Annotated in this window: 8 protein-coding genes and 2 pseudogenes; 7 read left to right on the top strand and 3 right to left on the bottom strand. The window is 40.0% G+C overall.

The window, feature by feature from the left end; translation table 11 throughout:
• The first annotated feature begins 178 nt into the window (after nucleotides 1–178).
• From F7734_RS23170 to F7734_RS23190, 5 genes and pseudogenes are all read left to right on the top strand, one after another.
• Nucleotides 179–1,381 (top strand): annotated as a pseudogene (locus F7734_RS23170) (ISAs1 family transposase).
• Nucleotides 1,382–1,573: 192 nt separating this feature from the next.
• Complete coding sequence (locus tag F7734_RS23175) at nucleotides 1,574–2,680, top strand: tyrosine-type recombinase/integrase (protein ID WP_155744361.1); 1,107 nt, start codon at nucleotides 1,574–1,576, stop codon at nucleotides 2,678–2,680.
• Entirely contained in the window at nucleotides 2,665–4,569 is a 1,905-nt protein-coding gene (locus F7734_RS23180; protein ID WP_155744360.1) for a site-specific integrase, read from the top strand. The genes F7734_RS23175 and F7734_RS23180 overlap by 16 nt, the downstream gene beginning before the upstream one ends.
• A 32-nt stretch (nucleotides 4,570–4,601) precedes the next feature.
• The gene (locus tag F7734_RS23185) at nucleotides 4,602–5,390 is read left to right on the top strand and encodes a DUF6262 family protein (protein ID WP_155744359.1); all 789 of its coding nucleotides are present in this window, start codon (nucleotides 4,602–4,604) and stop codon (nucleotides 5,388–5,390) included.
• A 230-nt stretch (nucleotides 5,391–5,620) separates the two neighbouring features.
• Nucleotides 5,621–5,966: pseudogene (locus tag F7734_RS23190) on the top strand (four helix bundle protein).
• 485 nt (nucleotides 5,967–6,451) lie between these two features.
• Here the strand turns inward: F7734_RS23190 and F7734_RS23195 are convergent.
• From F7734_RS23195 to F7734_RS23205, 3 genes are all read right to left on the bottom strand, one after another.
• A complete protein-coding gene (locus F7734_RS23195) occupies nucleotides 6,452–11,572 on the bottom strand; it encodes a caspase family protein (protein WP_155746861.1) in 5,121 nt (1,706 codons plus the stop codon).
• A gap of 124 nt (nucleotides 11,573–11,696) precedes the next feature.
• Entirely contained in the window at nucleotides 11,697–13,802 is a 2,106-nt protein-coding gene (locus F7734_RS23200) for a caspase family protein (RefSeq protein WP_155746862.1), read from the bottom strand.
• Between the two features lie 804 nt (nucleotides 13,803–14,606).
• Entirely contained in the window at nucleotides 14,607–15,041 is a 435-nt protein-coding gene (locus F7734_RS23205; protein WP_155746863.1) for a hypothetical protein, read from the bottom strand.
• A gap of 186 nt (nucleotides 15,042–15,227) precedes the next feature.
• Between F7734_RS23205 and F7734_RS23210 the strand changes: the two genes are divergently transcribed.
• Both F7734_RS23210 and F7734_RS23215 read left to right on the top strand, forming a co-directional pair.
• A complete protein-coding gene (locus tag F7734_RS23210) occupies nucleotides 15,228–16,190 on the top strand; it encodes a XamI family restriction endonuclease (protein ID WP_166482094.1) in 963 nt (320 codons plus the stop codon).
• Complete coding sequence (locus F7734_RS23215; protein WP_155746864.1) at nucleotides 16,187–17,746, top strand: SAM-dependent DNA methyltransferase; 1,560 nt, start codon at nucleotides 16,187–16,189, stop codon at nucleotides 17,744–17,746. Before F7734_RS23210 ends, F7734_RS23215 begins: the two co-directional genes overlap by 4 nt.
• Nucleotides 17,747–17,767 lie beyond the last annotated feature (21 nt).

A 17,767-nucleotide genomic window follows, 5' to 3' on the forward strand; every position in this document is an offset into this window, starting at 1 on the left:
GGGGAAGAGGGAAAACAAAAGCATCGAATTTTAAGACATGGCAATGAAAGTTGATTATGACTATCTTAATAAGGCTCATGCTCTAAATTTTAGACGATTGTCAAGTGCTGTAGTCAAACCAGGTAATCTGTAAGCCTTATGATACTCTCATACAAAAGGGCGTATCTGAACAAATTGGATGAAAATTCAACCCAAGATAACAATTGCTGACCACTTTACTGATTTGTCAGATCCAAGAGTGGAACGAACAAAACATCATTTATTAATTGACATTGTTACTATTGCTATCTGGGAAGTTAGATGTGGAGCCGATAACTGTGGGCGAGGGTGCCAATAGAAACTTATGGAAAAGCAAAACAGCAGTGGTTACAACAGTTTTTAGAGTTAGCAAATGGTATCCCCTCACACGATACAATTGCTTTGAGTTTTTGCCAGAATAGACCCAGAACAGTTGCAAAAATGTTTTTCAAGTTGGATAAATTCCATTAGTAAAATTACTTCTGGAGAAGTCATCGCTATTGATGGAAAAACGTTGAGAGGCTCCTATGATAAAGGAAAAGATAAGGCAGCTATCCACATGGTAAATGCTTGGGCAACTGCAAATCGGTTAGTATTAGGACAGAGAAAAGTAGATAAAAAGTCTAATGAAATCAAAGCAATTCCAGAACTTCTTCAAATTCTAGATGTTGCTGGTTGTCTTGTAACAATTGATGCCAGGGGATGTCAAAAAGAAATAGTAAAATTAATTACTCATCAACAAGGAGATTACGTTATTACTCTGAAGAAGAATCAAAAAAATCTGTATAAAAATGTAGAGGAAATATTTAGAGATGCCATCTCGAAAAAATTTGATGGCTATAATTATAGTAGTTATCATACCCGCGAAGAAAATCATGGAAGAGAAGAGGTTCGTAATTATTTAATGCTATCAGGTATTGTAGGACAGATAGACCCAAATAATGAGTGGGCTAATTTAAATAGTATAGGTATGGTGGAATCAGTAAGAACTGTAAATGGTAAAACGACTGTGGAAACCAGGTATTATATTTGTAGTTTAAATAATGATGCGGAAAAACTAGGGTTCTCAATACGAAGTCATTGGGGAATTGAAAATTCCCTACATTGGGTGCTTGACGTTGCTCTCAAAGAAGATGATTGTCGAATTAGAAAACATAACGCTCCTGAAAATTTGGCGGTTTTACGTTGTATAGCTGTTAATCTTTTAGGGCAAGAAAACAGCCGCAAAATAGGAATTAAAAACAAACAATTTTTAGCAGCAATGGATGACAAATACTTAAGTCAAGTTCTCCAATTATCTCAAATAAAATTAGAGAAGATAGCAGAGGAAACAAATGACAAGAGAAGCGATAAAAGACCATAAAGATTTGGGAATTTATAAAATTTCTTTTTCCGTGGCTAGGAAAATCTTTGAGTTATCTAAAAATTTTCCACTTGATTATCTCCAATGAAATAATTAGATTCTATAACAACAACAACAAGAGCCGACAAACTTTATTGAAGTTTATTGTGTAAATTCTTTGCTGATTGTTTCTATATCATGTACAATATTTATATGAAAGTACAGAAAGGACAATTAGAAAACGGCAAAACAATTTGGTTGGTGTTGGATGATAACTATCTACCTGTTGAACCGATATCCAAATATTTACGCTATCTTGAAAGTCTGAGAAGATCGCCGAACACTATTGCTAGTTATGCACGAAACCTAAAACTCTACTGGGAGTATTTACAGCAAAGCTATTTAGACTGGAAAGAAGTTAATTTGTCGCAACTATCAGAGTTTATTCATTGGCTGAGAAATCCAAAACCAGGAACTATACCACTTCATCCACAACAGTCCAAAAGGTCAGAGAAAACTATTAACCATGCTTTAACTACTGTAGCCTCCTTCTATGAGTTCTACGAACGTTTAGGAAAGACTGAAGGGATAGAAGCCTATCGTTATGGAGTGAATTCGGTTCGTCAATACAAACCATTTTTACATCATATTAGCAAAGGAAAATTAGCCAAGACGAGATTATTAAAAGTTAAAGAGCCTAAAACCTTCCCTGGTTGTCTAAATGATGAACAAGTAAAGAATTTAATTAAGGCCTGTAATCACATGAGAGATAAATTCTTAATTTGCCTTCTCTATGAAACAGGAATGCGTATCGGAGAAGCATTAGGGTTAAGGCATGAAGATATGGCAACCGGAGGTAAAAATGAAATAAAAATCACAAATAGACTTGATAATTTCAACCAAGCTAAAGCCAAAAGTGGAAACAGAATAATTCATGTTAATAAAGAAGTCATGAGATTTTATTCTGATTATCTAATTGAAGAATATCCAGAAAATGTTGACTCAGATTATGTGTTTGTAAGTATTTGGAGTCAGAAAGTAGAACCAGGAACACCGCTTCAATATTCAGCAGTAGATAGTTTATTCCGTCGTCTTAGTAAAAAAACTAATATTTATGCCAGTGCTCACTTATTAAGACATAGCCACGCAACTAATTTAATTAGAGCCGGATGGGATATGAGCTATGTTCAAAAGCGATTGGGACATAGCGATATTCAAACTACTGTTAATACTTATGTTCATTTACTAGATGATGACTTGAAAACCGAGTACCAAAAATATTTAAAAAACCAAGAGCAGAACAAATGTCAGGCAACATAAACTATATTCAACCAACACAGCCATCATCTTCTCAGATTAAATGGTCAAGAATTAAGTACGTTGAAATGCAAGAGGAGTTAAAGGGTTATTGGGCAGATGATACATGGAATCCCAATGAGAATCCATTGAAAGGCTCTAATGATATCAGAGGAGTATATATTTATTTTGAAGGGTTGCCTAATATTCTGAAAACAGAAATTAAATATGCTTGCTATCAAAAGATAATCACAAAAGAATGGGGATGGGTTACTCTTCATCAAGCCAAAGCCACGAAAATTAATTATCTTATCAAATTTTTGCAAAATTGTGAAAATCTAGTCAGTTCAATCATTGAGTTAGAAGTCAAACAGTGGTCAGAACTATTGACCAGCTATCTCATCAGAAATCAAATTTTTTCTCAGAGAGAATACGAGATGATTACAAAAGAAAAAAAACGTAAAAAATATACAGCCAAAGATGAGACTATTTATACTTTCGGTGTTCTTTATCAAACCATCTTCGATTATTATGATGACAGAGATGAATATGATAAAGATATTTGGGATTTAAGAAAGTTAAATTTTCATCTAGACAATTTAGTAGATAAAAATAAATTTGATTTTACGCCGATTAAGCAAGATTGGTTACGGAACTCTTCTAAAAAATTCATCAAATATAAGTTAGCGCTTGTTTCTACTTCACTTTGTCGTTTCAGACTTTATGCCTTAGTTCAGTTCTCGGATTTTATTGAACAACAATATTCTTCGGTTGTGCCTTGCCAAATCAATCGCCATCTTGTTCTAGCTTTTTTGAGCTATTTAAAAAGTCAAAATTTCACAGATCAAACTCATCATAAAATTCTCACAAGTCTCAAAGACTTTTTGGAAATATGCTCTAGAGAAAAATGGCTCGATATAACTGGTATTCAGCTATTTTATCAAGATGATTTCCCCCGATACAATCGGAGTAGAACACCTAAATATATTCCCGAAAGTGTCATGGAAGCTATAAATAAAAACTTGGAGAAAATTCCCGAGCGAGTTGATCAAAGAATGTATTTAATTTTGATAAGTTGTGGAATGCGAATTAGTGAATTATGTAATCTTTCGATGAATTGTATTAAACAAGATAGTTCTGGGGATTTTTTTCTGCAATATTACCAAACCAAAATGAAGAAAGAAATTACTATTCCTATTACTCGTGAAGTTACTATCATAATTCAAGAACAACAACAGAAAACTAAAGAGAAATATGGTCAGGACGTTTGGTTTCTTTTTCCTTCACCAAGAAGAAAAGATAGAGCTAGGGGAAAACAAAGTTTTATCAAAAATATCAATCTACTTATAGTTGAAAATAATATCTGTGATGAGAACGGAAATCTCTGGCACTTTCATCCTCATCAATGTCGTCATACTGTAGGCACAAGCATGATTAATAATGGTGTTCCGCATCACATTGTTCAAAAATATTTAGGTCATGATTCTCCGACAATGACTCAAGTTTATGCTCACATTTATGACCAAACTTTGAAAAAAGAAATAGCTAAATATCATGATATTAGAGTAGTAAATGTTGCTGGTGAAGTTGTTGAATCTACAAATCCAGAAATAGACAATAATTTAGACTTACACATTCTTAAGAAAAAAGTATTAGCTCAATCTTTACCTAATGGTTCTTGTGCTAGACCAATTATATTAGGTGAATGCCCTCATGCTAATGCTTGCCTTACCTGTGGTGATTTTCGCACAACTATCGAGTTTTTAGAACAGCATAAAACCCAACTTGAATCCACCAAAAAAATTCTCAAAAATGCTGAAGAAAAAGATTGGCAACGTCATGCAGAAATGAATAAAAGAGTCAAGGATAATTTAGAAAAAATTCTTAATACATTGGAGTCTGGTAATCAGTAAATAGCCCCGATCGTCTGGTATAGAAGAATCATATGAATGGAAAAGAAAAAAGAATAGCTAAACTAAATGCAACGCAACAACAACGCAAACAAGATTGTATTGAGCGGACCGAACTCGCCATTCATAAACTGCTAAAGAATGATGAGCGCCTTTCTTTTGGCAATATTGCTAGGGAAGCAAATGTAAGTGTTAGTTATCTATATAAATATCCGGAAGTTAAAGACCGTATTCAAGAAATTCGGGATAAACAAGTTAAGCAAGCAAAAATCTTAACTCGTCCTCAAACTGCATCAGAAAAATCTAAACAAGTTATCATTCAACAGTTGCGCTCAAGAATTAAGATGATTGAATTTGAAAAAAAAGAGTTGAAGAGACAAAATGAACAAATGACTGGCGAGCTTTATCAACTAGGAATTAAACTAGATTTGTTAGACCGGATTCAACAAGAAAATATGAGACAGAAATCAGAAATTAAAATTCTGAACTTAGAACTGGAAAGAGTCAGAAATGAATTCCTAGCTTCTCAAACTAATTTGAGAGAAATTCCCCCGGAGACTCTTCTTATTAATCAAAAATTCCCGCCAAATTTTAGGGAGAGTGAAGTTGAGGAACAATTGCGGATGAAACTATCAAGTCTAGGAATTAAAATGAATGCTACACTTAAGAAAATTCTCGAATCTAAAACACAACTGGAAATTTTTAATGCTCTATTGGCCATCGAGGAATATTTAAAGAGTCAGCCAAAAATTCAATCAAAAGCTGGACTGTTCAGACAAGCATTAGAAGAAGGTTGGACACCAAATTTCACTGATTCTGAATAACTTCATCAAATTACTGATTCTTTCTCAAAGTGGTTTAAATTAGCTCAAGAACAAGGCTTAGTTTAAGCAAGTCAAGGCACTAAAGGGGGCATTTTAGTTTGAGAAATTACTGACGAATGGATACCTCTAGAAACAATAGTTTGAAAAGGACGGACGCTAGAATATTTATGGCAAAGAAGCAACCGTTAGTTATCGAGCGCACGATGGACTTTCATTATGTTGTAGAAGATATACACAACGTCAAACATATACAGGGTATACGTTGTAGACGTTGTAGACGAGATAATGTGGAAGAAAAATATTCTTTAACAGACCAAATTCGTAGGTCTTCACGCTCGGTTTGTGCTAACCTTGCAGAAGCTTGGAGAAAACGCCGCTATGAAGCGGCTTTTATCGCTAAATTAAATGACTGTGAAGCCGAAGCGAACGAAGCTAGGACTTGGATTGATTTTTCTGTTCAATGTGGTTACATAGATATATCTGAAGCACAAGAACTTTATGCTCGCTACAATCAAGTTTTAGCTGGTGAGCGTAAATATGATTAATAATCCATCACCTTGGCTGATTAATCGTTGAACAGATAAAGATTTAAGTCGCAATCAAAGAAGATAGTGAATCTTATTATTTAAACCCCAATTTTCTGAACCATTATCGGAAATCAGTGTTACTTGATATTGAGTTTATTACTAGCGTGTTTCCCCTCCTCCCCTGCCTCAGAGCTTCCCCTGCCTCCCCTGCCTTGATTTTAGATGCGTTTCCCCTGCCTGATGGGGTAACAAAAATCTTTGAATCCAAGACGCAGCAAGAGTTTTGAACGTTTGTGTTATGAAAAGATAAACATCATTTTTCGAGTTTATCGCTCTGAGAGCACTAGAAGAGTATCATTATACCAAAAACGGTTTAGAAACTGACTTTCCAACAATTGTCAACTATCATAGGGGCGCGGCGGCCTTGCGCCCCTACAAGTGCTATGAAATCATTCCGAAAAAGAACAGTTGTTAGCCGTTTACAGTATAAGTAGGTAGTTAAAGCACAAGTCGTAAGCTTATTGCCTATAGAGTCTACTCAGGCAAGTTTTGACAGGTCTTGCGATACCTATCAAGAAGGGGAATGCCCGCACCCAAGTACTGCTGCCACTCCTCCCGTGATAAGTTGCGCGTTAGACGGCTGCAAGCATCTGCAATCAAGTCTTCTTGCGACAGAGACCACACCCGTACTACTTGGTTTGTGCTTTCTGTGATTAAGTATTTACTATCTGGACTAAACGTAACCGAATACGTTTCAGCCTCATGTTTCAGACGAATGACTTCCCTGCCGCTAGAGACTTCCCATACTCGTGCAGTGTAGTCAGCCCCTGCTGTTGCCACATATTTACTATTAGGGCTGAAAGCAATACCCCATACATCGTACCGATCGTGTTTCAGACGAATCACTTCCTTGCCGCTAGAGACTTCCCACACTCGTGCAATGGAGTCATCTCCTGCTGTCGCCACATATTTTTCATTAGGGCTTACAGTAGCTTCTCTCAAGAAAGCCTTGTGCTTTAAGCGAGCGATTATCTTGCCGCTAAAAACTTCCCACACCTGTGCTTCACCGCTTGAATCTTTTGCCGCGATCAAATATTTGCCATCTGAACTGAAGGTGACCAAGTTTGTGCCTCCATAACCCCCACCCTCAAATTCTTGTTCTATCTGATATTCTAAGCGGGTGGCTTCTTTACCAGTGGTTACTTCCCATACCCGTACAATGTTGCTACCTAAAGTTGCTAAATATTTTCCATCCGGACTGAAGGCAATAGATTCTACAGCGTAATCTTTGAGGCGAACCACTTCTTGACCACTAGTTACCTGCCATACCTGTGCAATATTGTTTTCGTAGGATGTTGCTAAATATTTGCCATCGGGGCTGAAGGCAATATTCCATACTCTATCCTCATGTTGCATTCGACTGACTTCCTTGCCACTATTCGCCTCCCATACTCGTGTAGTTTTATCCTCATCTGCTGTAGCCAGATATTTGCCATCGGGGCTGAAGGCAATACGCCATATATCAGCCTCATGCTTCATGTTAGTAACTTCCCTACCAGTGGTTGTTTCCCACACTCTGATAATAAAATCACCCCCTACTGTCGCCACATATTTGCCATCAGGACTTATGGCCGCATACTCGTGTTTTACACTAATGCCTTCCCAACCAGTGGTGAACTCCCACAACTGTGAGGTTTTGTCCTCGCTTCCTGTTGCTAAATATTTTCCATCAGGGCTAAAGGCAACAGCACTCACCCGATCCTCAGGTTTCAAGCGAACAACTTCTTTACCACTAGCCAATTCCCACACCCGTGCATCTTTGCTTACAGTCGCTAAGTATTTGCTATCAGGGCTGAAGTCAACAGCACTGACTAAAGTCTCATTTTGCATACGAGCAACTTCTCTACCGCTAGTTGTTTCCAACACTCGTGTCACGTAGTCTTTTGCTGTTAGCACTCCGGCATAAGTTCCACTTGCCGTGACCAAGTATTTGCCATCTGGGCTAAAGGCAACGACTGACAACGTAGCGTCATGTCTTATGCGAATAATTTCCTTGCCACTAGTAGCTTCCCACACCTTTGCAGTTTTATCCCAACTTGCTGTAGCCAGATATTTGCCATCAGGGCTAAAGTCAACACTGCTCACCCGACCTTCATGCTGTAGACGAGTGACTTGCTTGCCGCTAGTTACCTCCCATACCCATGCCGCGTTGTCGCTCCCTGCTGTGACCAGGTATTTGCTATTGGGACTGAAAACAACATCATCTCCAACATATTCAAGTTTTAAGCGAAAAACTTCTTTGCCGTTAGTTGCGTTCCATACTTTGACAGTTTTGTCCCTATCTGATGTAGTTAAGTATTTACCGTCCGGACTAAATGTTATATTAGTTACATTAGTAATTTCATCAGGGTTGTGTTTTAGAAGAAAAACTTCCTTACCGCTAGCTGCGTTCCACACCCGTGCAGTGTTATCATCACTTGCTGTAGCCAAGTATTTGCCATCTGGGCTAAAGGCAACAGCATTTACCTTATCTTCATGTTTTAGAAGAAAAACTTCCTTACCGCTAGCTGCGTTCCACACCCGTGCAGTGTTATCATCGCTTGCTGTAGCCAGGTATTTGCCATCTGGGCTAAAGGCAACAGCATTTACCTCATCTTCATGGCTCATGTTAGCCACAGAGCGAGGAAGTAAAGCTAAACCAGAGCGCAAGGCTTGATCCGCCTCTAAGGATGGGAATCTCCGCATGGCTTCTACAGAAAGTAGAACACTACGTGGCAAGAGAAAGAATTGCTGATCTCTTATCAGTTGAGCTTGGGCTGCTAACTGTCGAGCAATGGCAGTATTGCGTTGATTTAAGGCAAAGACAGTTAACCCGCCTAATCCCAGAATTACGCCGATCGCAATGCTCCAACGCAAGTTAACATTTCTGCGTCTTTGCCAAATACTGCGCTGCACAAAATCAGATTCTATCTGATTAAACCAGTAATCGGCAGATTTAAGTTTCTTTTTTAAAACTTCAAGGTAAGGATTACCATTCCAAAGAAACTGAGTCTTTTTCTCTTGTTGGCGTTCTTGAGTATCCTTCCTAATTTTGCTAAACCAGTCCTCAGTAGAGTCAATTTTTTTATCAAACCAACTCAGGACAGGTTCAGCTTTTCCAAGAACACTTGCTGACTGTTCCTTGTTTTTCCATTCTAGGGCATTAGGTGTCAGTCGCCGTTGTAGGGCTAAATCCTCCTGCTCCTGTTGTTGCCACTTCTGTAGCTTATCCCAACTTCGTACTAAGAAGTCATGGGCTGGTTCTACATAAGCTTCCCCCGTTTCTTGTCCGCTGACAACCAAGCGAGCATCAATAAGACGTTTCAGAACTAACTCGACTCGCTTATTTTCTTCGTCATCTCGCTTGCTTGGGTCATACTTGTCTGCGTACACTAATTCTGACAATGGTACCCGACGCCGTGCTGATTCCCCACCTTCAACAGTCACCATCCGCAGCATCACACGCCGCATAGTATCTCTGTACTTATCATCTGGTAAGCAGTCATATTCCTGATTTGCTTTGCGTGTCAAGGAACCAGCAACACCACCCTCTTTGTCAAATTCAGCATCAAGTGTGAGGGCGCGATCACTACTCTCTCCAGTTTCCCATTTTTTAGCAAGTTTAATGTAGAGTTCGCTGAGTGTAAATGATAGCAAGGGCAGGGCACCAGGCATTTGCCCAACTTCATCAACTAACTTGTCTACTGGATTTCGCTCTCCCGGAAGTTGTTCAAAATAAAGTGCCATTTCTGCGGCGGGACGCTCAATCGCTTGTCGCAACTCATCGGAACGCATGGCACGGACTGGGAAGCGAGCGTGTGTCCAATGTGACTTGAGCGCCTCCAAGTTGAGAAAGCGCGGTTCAAAGTCGGAACGCAATGTCACCACTATGCTCAGTTGTGGCAGATGAGCTGCCAAAGTTGCTTCTAGCAATTTTAAGAACTGTTGCGACTCCGTAAGATTTGGTTGCTTGTTTTGCTGATCTTCTTTACTGTGAGAACTTAGGGTGATTAACTCCTCAAATTGGTCTATCACCAGTAACAGCCTGATACCAGGTCTTTGTTCGCTCCATGTCTTGACAATTTTGATAAACTCACTTGAATCGTGTAGACGTAGGCTGAGTGGATTAAGACAATTTAAAACTGCCTCTTTTAAAAGCCTTTGTTCGTTCGGAACGCGACATAAATTATTGAGTTCATCGAAATTATCGACAATTAACAACTGTTTTGCTTCCTTCGTTCCTCGCTTCCAAATGTGAGCAAGTCTCTCGAATTTATTAACTTTTTGTTCTAATCGGATAATTTCGTCTTCTTCGCTATTTATATCGCACTCATCAATTCTTTGGTTTAAAGCTGTAATTTCTTGTTGTAGAATTTCATCAATAAAATGTAAATTATCTAGTTGCTTGCTGACAACAATATCGTTATTACTAGTAATTAACAGAAGAGTCCTAGCTAAAGCTGTAAAAGGAGATTCACTAGGACGCATAGGTTTGAGAATATACCACTCTCGGGAATGATTCTGGCGCAAGTAAGGAATGAGTCCTGCTTTGACTAAGCTGGATTTACCAGAACCGGAAATTCCTAAAACAACAGTTAGCGAACTCTTAGCATTGGAAATCTTCTCATACAATTCCTTTACCAGTTCTTTTCTCCCAAAAAATAATTGTGAATGTTCTTCTTCAAAAGACTGTAATCCTCGATAAGGATTGTTTTTTTCAGTCAATTTTGGTGCGGGTTTTAATTTTGGCTCAGCACCGGGAACTAAAAATATATATTCGCCTCGATCGTGTCTTGATAAAGTCCATATCCCTGGTGTTTGACTGTCATTAGAAGCCGTTTCTACATGGTCGCGCAAGTAGAGATAAAGTTCTGTTGCTGTAATCACTCCATCTCCTGCTCCTTTGCCATTTTTAGCCGCAGGAATGACATCTCCTTCACCTCTTAAAGCTTTGAATAGAGCTTCTGCAAAAGGTGAGTGCTTATTGCCTCCTCGGTTATCACGGAGAATATCTAATGCTTCTTGGTTATGCGCCGCAGAAGTAATTGCTTGCCATGCAGGAGACTTGATAAAGCGATCGTAATGTTCTTTACGAATGACTGTCGGGATAACTGTTGCTAATCTAGCAGTTGACCACCGGAAAGTTCCAGCAAAGCAACAATCAAGAATGACCAACAAGTGACGACAGGAGAGTGCGCTCAAACATTCGTGTAACTTCTGCATGGGGAGCAGATTTTTATTGTTTTCTAAATCTGCATCCTGCGGTACGAGACAGCCCGCAGGTCCTTTATCGCTATCTCGTGCTATTCCATGTCCCGCAAAGTAGAAGAGTAATCGATCGTCTTTTGTGAGCTGAATTTCTTTGGGTAGTTTTTCCTCAAGCAGGGTTAATAAGTTCTTTAGTGTTGGTTTACACTCAGTCTCATCAGTCATTAAAATGACTTCATCATATTGATGTTCTTTAGCTAATATCTGCGCTAGCACCTCAGCATCACGTCTAGCTGTCTGTAGCTTGGGAATTTTATTTTGATAATCATTTATGCCAATAACAACTGCCAAACTGCGCTTGAAACTTGTGATTTTTTGTGCTTTGACTAGTGTATTTGTTTGGCTCATAGTTGCGTACCTAGTTTGTGGGAATACTTTTGTATGGCTTTTACCAAACAAAAAAAAGCAAGTATTACAGAATCAGGAATTTTGGTTTTGACTACAGATTAACGAATGCAAAGCGAGGCTCTATTTAAGTCGCTATTACCTTTACGGTAACCTGTTTTGTCGTCCATCCACGACTGGGATCGGCAACAACTTGTACATTTCTACTTGTAGTAGGTTGGTCATCAGCGCCCACAGCAGCCAAGAGTTCTTCTAATTGATTTCTGGGTGCTTTAAGTCCTCTAGTGCTACTAGAAGGAATTGGTTGGTCAAGGGATGGTAACTCCAGCCATCGGAAATTAGCTTGCCCAACTGTGGTAAACACTTTAAATATGTCTGTTCCTTCTTGATATCCAGATGGAAGACTCATTTTGAGTGGAATACATTCTTCTTGTCCTGGGTCAAAAGGGACAAAATTTGCATTGTCTCCGAGTATGTCGAGTTGGAAAATTGACCAATCGGAACTTAAAGCTAATACAACTACATTGAGAACTTGGGAAGACTCATTGCGGATACGTAAAAAGACAGTTTCCCCTGCTCGTACACTAGGGTTACTCAAGTCATCAAATGGCTGGGGGGATGGTTGCCGATTTTGTCTATAATTAGCTTGCTTGCCAACTAATTCAACGATAAGTTTTTTTGTTAGAGTCGTCCCAAAATTATCCAATTCCTCTGTAGCTTTGTACTTAGTCAGATGCACCAGGCGTTTCACCAACTGAGTTGCTGCATCAGTTTCGCCTACCTTTAATGGGGGTTGTAAATTCGGCAAAGGCTGACCTGTTGGCTCACAAATTTCGTATTCACCAAATTTATTGATAGAAACTTGGTAATCAGCGACTTCTTGCTCGGTAACTAATTTTACCCAGCCATTCCCTGAAGCTGCGATCGCAACTGCTTGCAAAGCTGCTTGTTGATTGATTTCTTTTGGTGGTAAGTCCTCTAATTTTGTATTCTCTGGAGTACATTCAACTAAACGGATTCCCCGCATCAAATCTACGGGTGCTCCTATAATGACCGCATTAGCCCCTGGCTCAATTTCTCCTGTATGCAGTGTCTTAATAACTTCTGCCCAAGCATCAGTGACACCAACTTCTATAACTTCAGCTATAGCTAAGTGCTTGTCTGACTGAGTAATATCCTTGATTTCACGTGGGTAAATAGCAAACAGAGAACCTGACTCCACACCTTGGGCTATACCAGCATTTAATTTAACTTGGACTGGATGAGAAGTTGCATCGACTTGCATCACCGTGGCAGTATACTGGAGGGATTCATAGCTGTTGCCGAAAACCAAACGGTTACCCTCACCCATTAGCATGGGCGTTTGTTGCTGAAACTGACTGTGGATTTTGGCATTGATACGTGAGTAGAGTTCGTTATAAGTCAAATCCACACTGCGGTTCTGTAGGGAATCCAACAACCAATAAGTTAAAGCTCCATTACGCTCAAAACCGTTAAAGGCATACTCATAAGCAGATTCCGACGGACGACAAGCCGCTAGCAAAACGTAATCTTTAACCAACGGAAGCATCCCACCTACAGCAGCAGCATTACGAGTTCCTCCTGTTAAGTTTTGCCAAGTCGTCACCAACTCCCAAGACGATGCGACTAAACTTTCTGTTGGTCTTGGTGTTGTGTCAACAGTGTTTGTGTCAGCGCCACGAATATCAGAATCTCCAGCTCGCGTTGCTCCTCCAGAATGACAGCTATCTAACACAACTGTGACGACTAACCCTTTACTCACCATCTTTTGCAAAAGCGCCGCTAACTCCAAGTCGCGAAGATAACGAGATGTTGGCTTACCAATATCAAGGGGAACAAGGGCTTCATCAAATCCTTTTTCTCGCTTGAGTTCTGGATAAATTGTGACTGCACGTCCCCCGTGACCGGAGTAGTGAATGTAAACTTGGTCACCTGATTGCGCCATTGAAGTGACTTCCTGAAACATTTTGACAGTATTCTCGTAAGTTGGCCATTTTGAAGGTGGCTCGAATGGCTCACCAGAATCGTCAACATTGGAAGCTGTCAGCTTATAAATTTGCTCTGTTGGGAGATTAAACTGGCGCTTTAGGAAAGCTTCCACATGGTTAATATCATGCACGCATCCCTTAAGGCTTCTATAAGAAGCACCATCTGGTAATTTGTTAGGTAGATAACAATCAATACCTACTAGCAAAGCGTACAAGGAGCTCATTTGTTAATCACCTATAGACGTTTTCAAGGGTAGGTGTAGGCAAAACCGACTTATTGAGTTGTATATTCTTATAGGTGCAAGCTCAATCAACTTATGCACTTACCACTATGGCTGAAAGATTAGTAACTAGAGATGTCTTGCCCTAGCTTACCATTGAGAGGAGCGCCATGATACGAATCATGGTCAGACGACTCGCATGATTTTTAACTGCTTTCGACTTTTAAAACCCTCTTACAAGGAAAATAACGGCGAAAACTTACTATGTACCTTACTTTCTTCCACTGGTATTGGAACCGGATTGCGGAAAAGAACAAGAGTGTCTGGTAGACAGTAGGGTAAAACTGCCAGTTATACGGTAAAGATTTTTGATTGTTCTGTCAATGAAGGAGTGCGTTTGTCTTTCTTGTCTAATGGACGATAGAGTAAAATGCAATTTTTTGCTTTTTGAACATTTTTTATATTATAAAAATTATTGAGAATTTTTTCTATTACCAAATTTCAACTGGACAACTGCCCAATTCTGACTGGACAACCGCCCAATTCTAACTGGACAATCGCCCAATTCCGGCTGGACAACTGCTCAATTCCGGCTGGACAATGACCAAATTTTTCTACTATAGCGCCAATTTCTTAATAGTTATTGACAAATAGTTTTATTTGTATTTTAAAGAAAAATTCATTTTATATGAAACATTTGGGAAATCATTTCTGGCGATTTTCCTGCTCCTGACGCTACACGATCACCTAAAGGCTTAACGGAGTACAAAGGATGCAAATTGTTTGGAATTGATAAGCATGAAATTCTCACCAATAAAAACTGCAATCAACCGGTTCTCTCCTCATAGGGTCAAGTATTTCTTCAAGAATAGGTTTAGGCGGAACAGCCATGTACATTGCATCACCTCGATACACATATTCTGGAAAATCATAAGGATTAAAAACACCGTAAGGCATGGTTTTAGAAGAAATCATATCAGCCTGAAGACGTGTGCAGTACTTGAGTCGGAAATCAATCCGCATCTCACCATGAATATCAATCCAGATATGTTTAGGTGATTGCCATTTTTGATAAGATACCCTTCCGACAAAAACCTCATAAGGAATATCTATTTCTGCTAATACTGTAATAATTACTCTGGCTAGATCCTGACAATCCAGATGCTTCATAGCTGCATAAGGGGCAAGAATGGTTTGCAGCACTTCGCAGGGGCTATTAGCAGGCAGATTCTTTTTCTTCATGTGTTTCCTTATGAGCAAGAAAAACTGTTCTTAGCCCTTAGAAAGATAAATGTCTCAACCCACAACAGGTTTTGATGATACCCTAGTTAGGACAATTCTTATTTTAGCCGCAAATCCGACAGGTACATCTCATTCCTCAACCATTAAATGCACCTTGCCATGTTATTGTAAAAAAAGAGGAAACCAGTGCCAATCAATGCCGACAAACCACACTTGTGGAAGCAAGATATTGCCCAATCTGTAGACCTTTATAATAGTTGGTTCATGGAGTTCGCCCCAAGTGCCTACCGCGACACTCGTATTACCACAACTCAACAAGTCGAATCAGCCTTAGCAACGACTGCTAATCTAACTAACATCACGCCCACTGTACTGCGTCAACATCCATCTATTCTGCCCATACTACGCATGGCGACAGCACCACCTTTAGCCCGCGACCGTCTCATAGGTTTAGCTGGCGTGTTACCCAATCTTGTTAAAAACATGGAAGAGAAAAGCAGGATTCCTCCACGGATGGACAGTGGATTAGTAGATGCTGAATTGATGAAAATTGGTCAAATTATTACACGGCTAGCTGATAAAGACATTTTTCCTTGGTTGGAGAATGGATTAGAACCGACTGAAACACAAGTCCATCGAGCTGCGACAATTGTTGCAGACCGTCTTTGTGGTGCGTTGACTGACCCAATTGTTCGCAATGCTCAAGAGCGAAGACAGCTGGCATTGATTCGGCAGTGGTTGGAGCAGCGCGGCTACTCATATGTTAGAGGAGGAGCGGGGTTAAGTTTTGAGACGATACAACCCGGTACTTTCTCGTTTCGCCTCAATATTCCTGTCAGTTTACAATCTGGCAGCAAACAGGTTAATATCCCGATTGATATTGTCATCATGCCACTTCAATCTAACCCCGGTGATTTACCGCTACTGATTGAAGCAAAATCTGCTGGCGATTATACTAATCCTAATAAAAGACGCAAAGAGGAAGCTGTAAAAATTGCTCAATTGAGGCTTAATTACGGTAACAATGTCCGTTTTATTCTATTCCTTTGCGGTTATTTTGACAGTGGCTACTTGGGTTATGAAGCTGCGGAGGGGATTGACTGGGTGTGGGAACATCGTATTGATGACTTGGCATTATTTGGAGTATGACTGCAACGACAGCGATTGAACAAAGACGAGCGTTATTACAAAAACAACTTGATGAAGCCAAAACTCAAATTGAGCGGAACAAGCTGGGTCAGTTTGCCACACCAACTGATTTGGCAACAGATATTTTAGAATATGCCAAGTCACTTTTACCATCTGACCTCAAAATCCGTTTTCTAGACCCAGCTTTTGGTACTGGCTCCTTCTACTCCGCTTTGTTACGGGTATTTCCAGCGTCACAAATTGTTTCAGCAGTTGGATACGAGATCGATCCCTATTATGGTGATGAAGCAATTAAACTTTGGGGTAACACACCACTTAAGTTAAAAATCGCTGACTTTACCCAGGTTACACCTCTTAGCAGCAATGAAGCTCTAGCTAATTTGCTCATTTGCAATCCACCCTATGTCCGACATCATCACTTGAGTAAAGTTGAGAAGCTGCGGTTGCACAATAAAACTTCGCAGACAACTGGTATAAAGCTAAGTGGGTTAGCCGGACTCTACTGCCACTTCTTGTGTATTTCAGATGCGTGGATGGCTGAAAATGCTCTTGCGGGATGGCTAATACCCAGTGGATTTATGGATGTGAATTATGGACAGCAAATTAAAGAGTACCTGCTCAATCGTGTCACTTTGCTGCGTATTCATCGCTTTTATCCAAAAGATGTGCAGTTTGAAGACGCATTGGTGTCATCAGCAGTAGTTTGGTTCAAGAAGGCTTTGCCACCAACCCATCATACTGTTGAATTTACCTACGGCGGGAGTTTGGCTTCCCCACTCGTTCGAGAGCAGGTTTTGGTGGATGTTTTACGCTCAACAGCTAAGTGGACTCGGTTTGGAGGAGCGTCTGGTAGCCCCAGTTCCAATTTCAAGCCCGTGTTGCTTCAGGATTTATTTACCATCAAACGCGGTTTGGCAACGGGTGCTAACAATTTCTTTGTGCTGACACCAAAGCAAGTTTCTCAACACCAACTCCCGACTGAGTTTTTAAAACCAATTCTACCCAGTCCGCGATTTTTATCAGTTGATGAGATTGAAGCTGATAGCGCTGGAAATCCAGTTTTAGACCGCCAGCTATTCCTGATTCGGTGCGATTTGCCTAATTTTGAGGTGGAAGCGAAGTATCCTGCGCTTTGGAAATATCTTCAACTGGGAGTCAAAAATGGAATTAGCGATCGCTATCTATGCAAACATCGCTCACCTTGGTACTTGCAGGAAAACCGACCCCCCTCACCATTCCTTTGCACCTACATGGGACGTATTGATACCCATCGGGCAAAACCTTTTCGATTTATCCTGAATCACTCAATGGCGACAGCAACTAACGTCTACTTGATGTTGTATCCCAAACCTGCTTTGGCTGATGCACTGTCAAAGAAGCCAGAACTGTTTAAGAAGATATGGTTGGCGCTCAATGAAATTAAGAGTGAAACGTTGATAGGTGAGGGTCGAGTGTATGGCGGTGGATTGCATAAGCTGGAGCCGAAGGAACTAGGGCTAGCTCCGGCAGATAAAATTTTTGAGGTTTTGAACCAGTATCAAGCGATGGGTCTGTAAGCCACAAAGTTAACCAAGTAG

The organism is Scytonema sp. UIC 10036, from assembly GCF_009725235.1.

Coding starts and splice junctions, on each gene's coding strand:
- F7734_RS23195 (WP_155746861.1), bottom strand. CDS start 11,572: ATGAGCCAAACAAATACACTAGTCAAAGCACAAAAAATCACAAGTTTC.
- F7734_RS23175 (WP_155744361.1), top strand. CDS start 1,574: ATGAAAGTACAGAAAGGACAATTAGAAAACGGCAAAACAATTTGGTTG.
- F7734_RS23185 (WP_155744359.1), top strand. CDS start 4,602: ATGAATGGAAAAGAAAAAAGAATAGCTAAACTAAATGCAACGCAACAA.
- F7734_RS23180 (WP_155744360.1), top strand. CDS start 2,665: ATGTCAGGCAACATAAACTATATTCAACCAACACAGCCATCATCTTCT.
- F7734_RS23200 (WP_155746862.1), bottom strand. CDS start 13,802: ATGAGCTCCTTGTACGCTTTGCTAGTAGGTATTGATTGTTATCTACCT.
- F7734_RS23205 (WP_155746863.1), bottom strand. CDS start 15,041: ATGAAGAAAAAGAATCTGCCTGCTAATAGCCCCTGCGAAGTGCTGCAA.
- F7734_RS23215 (WP_155746864.1), top strand. CDS start 16,187: ATGACTGCAACGACAGCGATTGAACAAAGACGAGCGTTATTACAAAAA.